Source organism: Thomasclavelia sp., assembly GCF_017889095.1.
In the GTDB taxonomy this organism is placed as follows: Bacteria; Bacillota_I; Bacilli_A; order Erysipelotrichales; family Coprobacillaceae; genus Thomasclavelia.
On sequence record NZ_JAGHEW010000246.1, the window covers coordinates 1 to 7,148 of the forward strand.

Annotated in this window: 8 protein-coding genes; 6 read left to right on the top strand and 2 right to left on the bottom strand. The window is 27.5% G+C overall.

Annotated elements, in window-relative coordinates; all coding sequences use genetic code 11:
- The first annotated feature begins 132 nt into the window (after positions 1 to 132).
- On the top strand, positions 133 to 1,302 hold the full coding sequence (locus J7M77_RS11005) for an AAA family ATPase (protein WP_296878476.1): 1,170 nt from the start codon (positions 133 to 135) through the stop codon (positions 1,300 to 1,302).
- Between the two features lie 117 nt (positions 1,303 to 1,419).
- Here J7M77_RS11005 and J7M77_RS11010 read toward each other — a convergent pair whose 3' ends face one another.
- Complete coding sequence (locus J7M77_RS11010) at positions 1,420 to 1,956, bottom strand: GNAT family N-acetyltransferase (RefSeq protein ID WP_296878478.1); 537 nt, start codon at positions 1,954 to 1,956, stop codon at positions 1,420 to 1,422.
- Positions 1,957 to 2,040: 84 nt separating this feature from the next.
- Here J7M77_RS11010 and J7M77_RS11015 point away from each other — a divergent pair, with 84 nt between their 5' ends.
- From J7M77_RS11015 to J7M77_RS11025, 3 genes are all read left to right on the top strand, one after another.
- On the top strand, positions 2,041 to 2,907 hold the full coding sequence (locus J7M77_RS11015; RefSeq protein ID WP_296878480.1) for a DMT family transporter: 867 nt from the start codon (positions 2,041 to 2,043) through the stop codon (positions 2,905 to 2,907).
- Positions 2,908 to 2,997: 90 nt separating this feature from the next.
- Complete coding sequence (locus tag J7M77_RS11020) at positions 2,998 to 3,699, top strand: biotin--[acetyl-CoA-carboxylase] ligase (RefSeq protein WP_296878482.1); 702 nt, start codon at positions 2,998 to 3,000, stop codon at positions 3,697 to 3,699.
- Between the two features lie 85 nt (positions 3,700 to 3,784).
- On the top strand, positions 3,785 to 4,636 hold the full coding sequence (locus tag J7M77_RS11025) for a M23 family metallopeptidase (protein WP_296878484.1): 852 nt from the start codon (positions 3,785 to 3,787) through the stop codon (positions 4,634 to 4,636).
- A 112-nt stretch (positions 4,637 to 4,748) separates the two neighbouring features.
- Here J7M77_RS11025 and J7M77_RS11030 read toward each other — a convergent pair whose 3' ends face one another.
- Complete coding sequence (locus J7M77_RS11030) at positions 4,749 to 5,039, bottom strand: helix-turn-helix transcriptional regulator (RefSeq protein ID WP_296878486.1); 291 nt, start codon at positions 5,037 to 5,039, stop codon at positions 4,749 to 4,751.
- 209 nt (positions 5,040 to 5,248) lie between these two features.
- Here J7M77_RS11030 and J7M77_RS11035 point away from each other — a divergent pair, with 209 nt between their 5' ends.
- Entirely contained in the window at positions 5,249 to 5,941 is a 693-nt protein-coding gene (locus J7M77_RS11035) for a LytTR family DNA-binding domain-containing protein (RefSeq protein ID WP_296878487.1), read from the top strand.
- Positions 5,938 to 7,119, top strand: a complete 1,182-nt coding sequence (locus tag J7M77_RS11040; protein ID WP_296878489.1) for a hypothetical protein — start codon at positions 5,938 to 5,940, stop codon at positions 7,117 to 7,119. Before J7M77_RS11035 ends, J7M77_RS11040 begins: the two co-directional genes overlap by 4 nt.
- Positions 7,120 to 7,148 lie beyond the last annotated feature (29 nt).

Sequence of the window (7,148 nt, forward strand, 5' to 3'; positions counted from 1 at the left end):
ATATTAGCTTTATATTTTGAAAATGAGCAGATCTTTTCAAATATGAATAAATTTGAAAAACTGATGTATGATGGAATAATAGATCATTTATCACAGTTTTATAATGGCAGTTTATAAGGAATAGCTAATTCATTGTCTTTTTTAATGACAATGTTGGAAAAATATTATGGTAAACGGGTAATGGTTTTTATTGATGAATATGATACCCCATTTATCGAAGCCCATGTAGGCAAGTTCTATGATGAAATAAGAAACGGTTTAGCCTCAATGCTTCATAATGCCTTAAAAACTTCTAACAGTTTACAATATGCTATGCTTACTGGAATTCAAAGGGTAGCTAAGGAAAATATCTTCAGTGATTTAAATAATTTGGTTGTATGTACGGTAAATGATAAAAGATATAGCCAGTATTTTGGTTTCAATGAAGATGAAGTAAAAGAACTGTTGAATTATTATGGATTGGAGTTAAATGAACAGGTCAAAGAAATGTATGACGGCTATCATATTGGTGATAATGAAATCTATAATCCCTGGTCATTAATTAATTACGCTGATACCAAGATATTAGAACCTTACTGGGTCAATACCAGTGCCAATAAAATGATTAAATATGCAATGGGTAAAGCTGATGCTTCATTTAAAGACGATTATGAATTTATGATTGAAAACGGTTATTTAGATACTGATCTGTTACTGGAAACAAGTTTTTTTGAACAGTCGGAAACATACAGTTTATGGGGCTTATTTGTTAATGCCGGATATTTAACGATTGAACGGAAAGTAGATGATGAATATCATTTGGTTGTTCCAAATCGTGAAGTTCAAAGAGAAATCAAAGCATTAACGGCATATTATTTACAAATACCAGAAAGCAGTTTTGATAAACTGATTAAATCATTAAGAAAAAGTGATGAAAAACTGTTTAAACAAAGTTATCAAAAACTGTTAATGCTGTTACCTTCATATCATGATTTAAAGGGTGAAAACAGCTATCACATGATGTTACTGGGATTATGTGCCGGTCTTAGTAATGAATATGAAATTAAAAGTAACCGGGAAGAAGGATTAGGCAGATGTGATATTATTTTGAAAAGTCTATCTAACCAGGTATCCTATATCATTGAGTTTAAATATACCAAGAATAAAGATAATAATTTAGATGATTTAGCAAACCAGGCAGTAAAGCAAATTAAGGATAATAAATATGATATAGAAATAGAAGGAAAAGTCATCTATATTGGATTAGGGCATCAAGGTAAACAGGTTGAAATTGTTTGGGAGAAGAAAAATTGGCATAATTAGTTTTTTTGCAAAAAATGTATTATAAAAGTAAATTAAAATAAAACAGGATTTTTTGTTTTTGGATAAGTTATAAAAGGATCAAAGTGATCCTTTTTATAGTTGTTTTAAAAGTTGATTTTACCATAATTTATTTTCACCTAATTCAATCAATATTTCCGTATTTTCAAAATCTTTTTGATGAATTTTACTAAAAGGAGAGATGAATTTAATCATCGTAACTAAATTCAATGCTTTACTGGAAAAAGGATGAGCAATTGTTCCACCGACTAAATAACTATTTTTTAATGGTTTCCAATTAGCTTTAGTATATAAATTAACTAACTCTTTTTGACAGGTAAAAATTGAAATATCACAGTTTTGATTAATGATAAAATCATTAGCGGCTTTAATTAATTTTAAGGCAATTCCCTTGCCTTGATAATGAGGATGAGTAATTACTTCATTTAATCCATAAGCAATATAAGTATGATTTTTTAACGTGAATGATTTTTGGGAAATAGCGACATGACCAATTACTGTTCCTTGATGGATCATTACAAATGCAGTTGCGTATGTGTTTGGATTTGCAGGGTAGTCACTAGTAGAATGCCAATATAGTTTTTGTAAAGCGATAATTTGTTTTTTTAATTCGGGGTGATACTGTTTAATGATCATAAATTAACTCCTTAAGTGATTAGGCATATTATTTGACGATACAATAATAATAGATATAATACAATTATAGTTTAGGAGGGAATTATGAACAATACTAAAAAGGGAATGATTTATATTATTTTAGCGGCATTTTTCTTTGCTGCAATGAATGTATTTGTGAAACTGGCTGGAGATATACCTTCAATTCAAAAAAGTTTTTTTCGTAATTTGATTGCGGCTTTTTTTGCCCTTGGAATATTGATAAAAAATAAAGAAGGATTTGAGTATCAAAGAAAGGACTTAAAAATGTTATTATTACGTTCTTTTTTTGGAACATTAGGGATATTATGTAATTTTTATGCCGTTGATCATCTTTTAGTAAGTGATGCTTCAATGCTAAATAAATTATCACCATTTTTTGTAATTATTGCATCATCATTATTTTTAAAAGAAAAAGCTAATCGAATGCAAAAACTATCAATCGTAATTGCTTTTATTGGCAGTTTATTTGTGATCAAACCATCAACCGATTTATTAAGCAACGTAAATTCTTTAGTTGGAATTTTAGGCGCTTTAGGAGCAGGAATTGCTTATACCTGTGTACGTCAGCTGGGAAAACAGGGAGTTAGTGGACCTAAAATTGTGTTCTTTTTTTCATGTTTTTCATGTATTAGTGTAATTCCTTATTTAATCTTTAATTATCAGCCGATGACTTTATTACAGACAGGAATTTTAGTTTTAGCTGGATTAATGGCGGCTGGTGGTCAGTTTGCTATCACGGCTGCTTATAATAATGCGCCTGGTAAAGATATTTCTATCTATGATTATAGCCAGATATTATTTGCTGCCATTTTAGGTTTTGTCTTTTTAAATCAGATTCCTGATTTAATGAGTATTGTTGGATATGTGATAATTTTTATGGCTGCTTTTTCGTCTTACTGGTATCAAAGAAAACGAACAATTACTAATTGATAATTTTTGTTTACTCTATGTAGTGGATTAATTGTTTATTGATAGATCTTGTATTATAATTAAAAGTAGCTTATTAATGAGGTGAGGATAATGAGTTACGTAGAATTAGATACAGTAGATTCAACCAATGAGTATGTCAAAAGAAATTTAGACAAATTAGCTAATCTTAGTGTGGTTCGATGTAATTATCAAACAAATGGAAAAGGACGAAATGGTCATGTATGGGAAAGTAAACCGGGTGAAAATTTGTTGATGAGTATTTTGGTAAAGGATTTTAAAAATCCTCAGGATGTTCATAAAATGACCCAAATTGCTGCTTGTAGTGTGGCGGGTTTATTAGATCGTTATGGTATAAAAGCAAAAATTAAATGGCCTAATGATATTTATGTTGATGATTATAAGATTTGTGGTATTTTAGTAGAAGCAGTTTATGAAAATGATTTAAAAGGGGTTGTTGTTGGAATTGGTTTAAATGTTAATTCAATTAGCGGCAGTTTTGCTTCGATGAAAATGAAAACTGGACAAGATTATCCAATAAAAACAATCATGATTGCCATGTTGGCATTTTTTAAGATTTATTATAATCTTTATCGTCAAGGGGGCTATCATGAGATACTAAGATATGCTAATGATATAGCTTATTTAAAAAATCGAAAAGTTACCTTTAAGGACTATGGCTTGGTTACTTTTGAAAGATTAAATGATGATGGCACGGTAGCTTTTATTGATTCATTAGGGAAAAAATATAATATTATGGTAAATGAGATTTCTTTACATAGTAATTTGGATTAAAAGATACTTCGGTATCTTTTTTGTTTGTTGAAAGTATTTGTTTTGGTATAATGATGATAAGGTAATTATTCTAAGGAGCTTATACATGAATTTATTTGTTAAAGTTATCAAAAAGTTATACTGGTTAGGTTTAATTGGTTTGCTTGGAACGTTTTTTAAGATTAGAATCTTGGAATTGTTTTATTTGTTTTTCTTATTAGGGATAGTTGATGTTATTATTTCTTTTATCATCGTTTTAAAAGAAGATGATAATACTGTAAGTGATTTAAAACTCCTTTTTCAAAATCTAGGAATGCTAATTGGAATACCGGTTATATATTTACGGAATTTTTTTATTTTACCTAATGTAAAAAACTATCAGCCACAAGTATTATATCAGTTACCATTTCAAGGCTGTTATTATGTGGTAAATGGCGGGATCGATAAAGAACATTCACATTCATGGAATATTTTAAATCAAAGATATGCTTATGATTTTTATCTTGTCAAAGAGGGAAAAACACATCATGGTGATGGCAATGACGTTAGTGATTATTATTGTTATGGAAAAGCTGTTTTAGCTCCAGCTAGGGGAGTTGTTGTTGAAATAAAAAATTGTTTCAATGATACTTTGATAAAAAAAGGTGAAGTAAATTGTAATGCTAGTGATGTTCGTGGAAATTACTTGGTGATTAAACATAGTAAAAACGAATATAGCATGATTGCTCATTTAAAAAAGGACAGTTTCCTGGTTAGAGTTGGCGATAGAGTAGAAAAAGGTGAACCAGTAGCTTGTGTAGGAAATAGCGGAAATACTAGTGAACCGCATATTCATTTCCAAGTTCAACAGGGTAAGAGTTTTTTCTTCAGTGCTGGCATTCCAATTTGTTTTGATTCACTAAATTATCTTCAGTGTGGACAGTATGTTGAAAATAAGAAGGTAAAAGATATTGATTGATCGATATCTTTTTTATTAGTGAACATGGATAACTATTTTAATTTATGCATAAGTAGTTATAATATTAATTGTAGATAAAAAAATAGATTATCAAAATCTATTTTTAATCACATTAGTATTTTTTATATCTTAGCTTATCTTCACGAATAGTATAAAATATTTTATCTTTACATACGTCACTTAAATCATCAAGGATGATATATTCTTTACCGGTGATTAAATATGCAGGCAAGTTAATTCGATAAAAATCAAATATTTTCATTACTTTTGACAATGGTGGGTCGATTTTTTCATTTTCATAATCAGTTAACGTTGAATAAGCAATTCCTAAAGCATTTGCTACTTCACGTCTTGATAACTTGCGCTCTTTTCTGAATCTTTTTATATCTTTACCAAAATTCATAATAATCCTCCTAAAGAAAGGATACGACAAAAGATAACGGTTAAACCGTTAAATGCAATTGTTTACGAAGATAGAAGCTTTTTGGTTAAATTATTGCCATATAATTTATATTTATGTAATCATACAAGTATTTATTAGAATATTTTTTTAAGAAGATAGTAAAAATTTTATCTATTCATGATAAAATTAGTTTGTTGGGAGGGACGAAAATGAAATTGGTGATTATTGATGATGATTTGCAGTTTGCACAAGGAATGAAAAGAGATTTGATATTGGGATTTAGTCATTTTGTTGAAGAAGTTGAAGTTGATATTATTAGCAGTGATTTTGATCAAATCAAGAATTTGAATCAGTATTTGTTTTATTTTATTGATATTGATTTACAAAGTGTCAGTGGCTTAAAATTAGCTAGTGAAATACAAGCTTTTCAAAGAAAATGTTTTGTTGTCTTTGTTTCAGCAAGAAATGATTTGATTCATGAAACTTATGATGTAAGAGCTTATTATTTTATTAGAAAAACAAATTATAAGAAAGATTTGAATGTTTTTTATTCAATCGTAAGAAATGAATTTAAAGAGGAAGTGTTTGTGCAGTTGAATTATAAAAATAAAAAATGTAAGCTTTCTTTAAATCGAATATTATATTTAGAAAGCCAGGATCATAAAGTAAGACTGGTTACCAGTGATCAGGAATATTATGATAACCGAACGTTAAAGAAGTGGTATGAGATTTTACCTAAAGAAATATTTATTCAAATTCATCGCTCATTTATTGTTAATATCAATCATTTAATTACTTATCAAAATAATAATTTGATTATGATCAATAATGAGTCTTTGAAAATCGGTCGTAATTATAAAAAGAGTTTTGATTTGTTTTATCAGGATTATTTAATTAGATGATAGTGTTTAAAGGAATAATTGATTTAATTGGTGCTTTATTGTTTACCTGGTTTATAGCGGAATTTTTTGAATTTAAAGATAATAAGAAAAGATTTATTTTTTTAGTAACTTTGATTCAGCTTATTTGCTTGCAAATATTTCAAATATATCATTGTTTCAACTTTTTTGCTTCAATTTTAATAGCGATAATTGTTTGTTTCGCGGTTTTTGTTTATTTAAAGAGAATTTCTTTTAGTCAAATATTTGTCATATTATTATATAATGGAATGTTATTAATTTATGCTGTTATTTCTCAAAGATTAAGAGATATTTTTAATCACATTTATCTTGATCTGCTTTTTAGAATATTACAGTTTGTTATCAATATAATTTGTCTTCGTTTAAAAAATAAACTGGCATTAAATTTAGAATTAACTAAATGGAAAGTTGTTATTGTTTTTGAGGGATTGTTGATTTGTTTATTATATAATATGGCTTATAAGATCTTTTTAAATGATATAACGATTGATTTGTTGAATATAAATGCATTATTATTGTTTGCTTTATGTGTTTTATTTATGTATATAATTAATTTGATTAATCGTGAAAATAAAGAAAAGATTCGCTTAATGGAAGATAGACAAAAAGAAATGTTTGAAAGACAAAAATATTATGCAATGTCAAATGTAAAAAATGAAATCGATGCTTTAGATCATCGGTTATTTTATACGATCTTTAAAATTGAAGATTACTTAAATAAACATGAATATGAAAAAATAAATGAAATTATTGATTATTATAAAAATAAAGTAATGCTCCATAAATTAATTGTTGATACCGGAAATGATGTTTTTGATGTTTTGTATAGTATGATCATCAATAAATTGACTAAGCCAAGTCATGATATTAGTAATAGTGTTTTAATTAGTAAAAATAGTTTTTATGATGATTTGAATTTTATTAATTTTATTCAGGATGTTTTAGGTTATTTTAAAGACTGTCGCTATTTAAAAATTGATCTTAGTGAAAATAGTGGATTTGTTATTTTTAAGATTATTTATCGAGATGGTATGATTGTAAAGGATAATTTAGAAACTTATTTAATTAATAATGATTATATTAAAGATATTAGTTTTAATTTAACCGAGTGTGAAAGTAGAGGAGTAAGAATTTCGTTTAAAATAGAAAATGAGCATTAGTAAAAGCTGGCAATTGCCAGCTTTCAGGC

Excerpts from the sequence above, each read along its gene's own strand:
- J7M77_RS11010 (WP_296878478.1), bottom strand. The coding sequence starts at position 1,956 with ATGATCATTAAACAGTATCACCCCGAATTAAAAAAACAAATTATCGCT.
- J7M77_RS11015 (WP_296878480.1), top strand. The coding sequence starts at position 2,041 with ATGAACAATACTAAAAAGGGAATGATTTATATTATTTTAGCGGCATTT.
- J7M77_RS11020 (WP_296878482.1), top strand. The coding sequence starts at position 2,998 with ATGAGTTACGTAGAATTAGATACAGTAGATTCAACCAATGAGTATGTC.
- J7M77_RS11025 (WP_296878484.1), top strand. The coding sequence starts at position 3,785 with ATGAATTTATTTGTTAAAGTTATCAAAAAGTTATACTGGTTAGGTTTA.
- J7M77_RS11030 (WP_296878486.1), bottom strand. The coding sequence starts at position 5,039 with ATGAATTTTGGTAAAGATATAAAAAGATTCAGAAAAGAGCGCAAGTTA.
- J7M77_RS11035 (WP_296878487.1), top strand. The coding sequence starts at position 5,249 with ATGAAATTGGTGATTATTGATGATGATTTGCAGTTTGCACAAGGAATG.
- J7M77_RS11040 (WP_296878489.1), top strand. The coding sequence starts at position 5,938 with ATGATAGTGTTTAAAGGAATAATTGATTTAATTGGTGCTTTATTGTTT.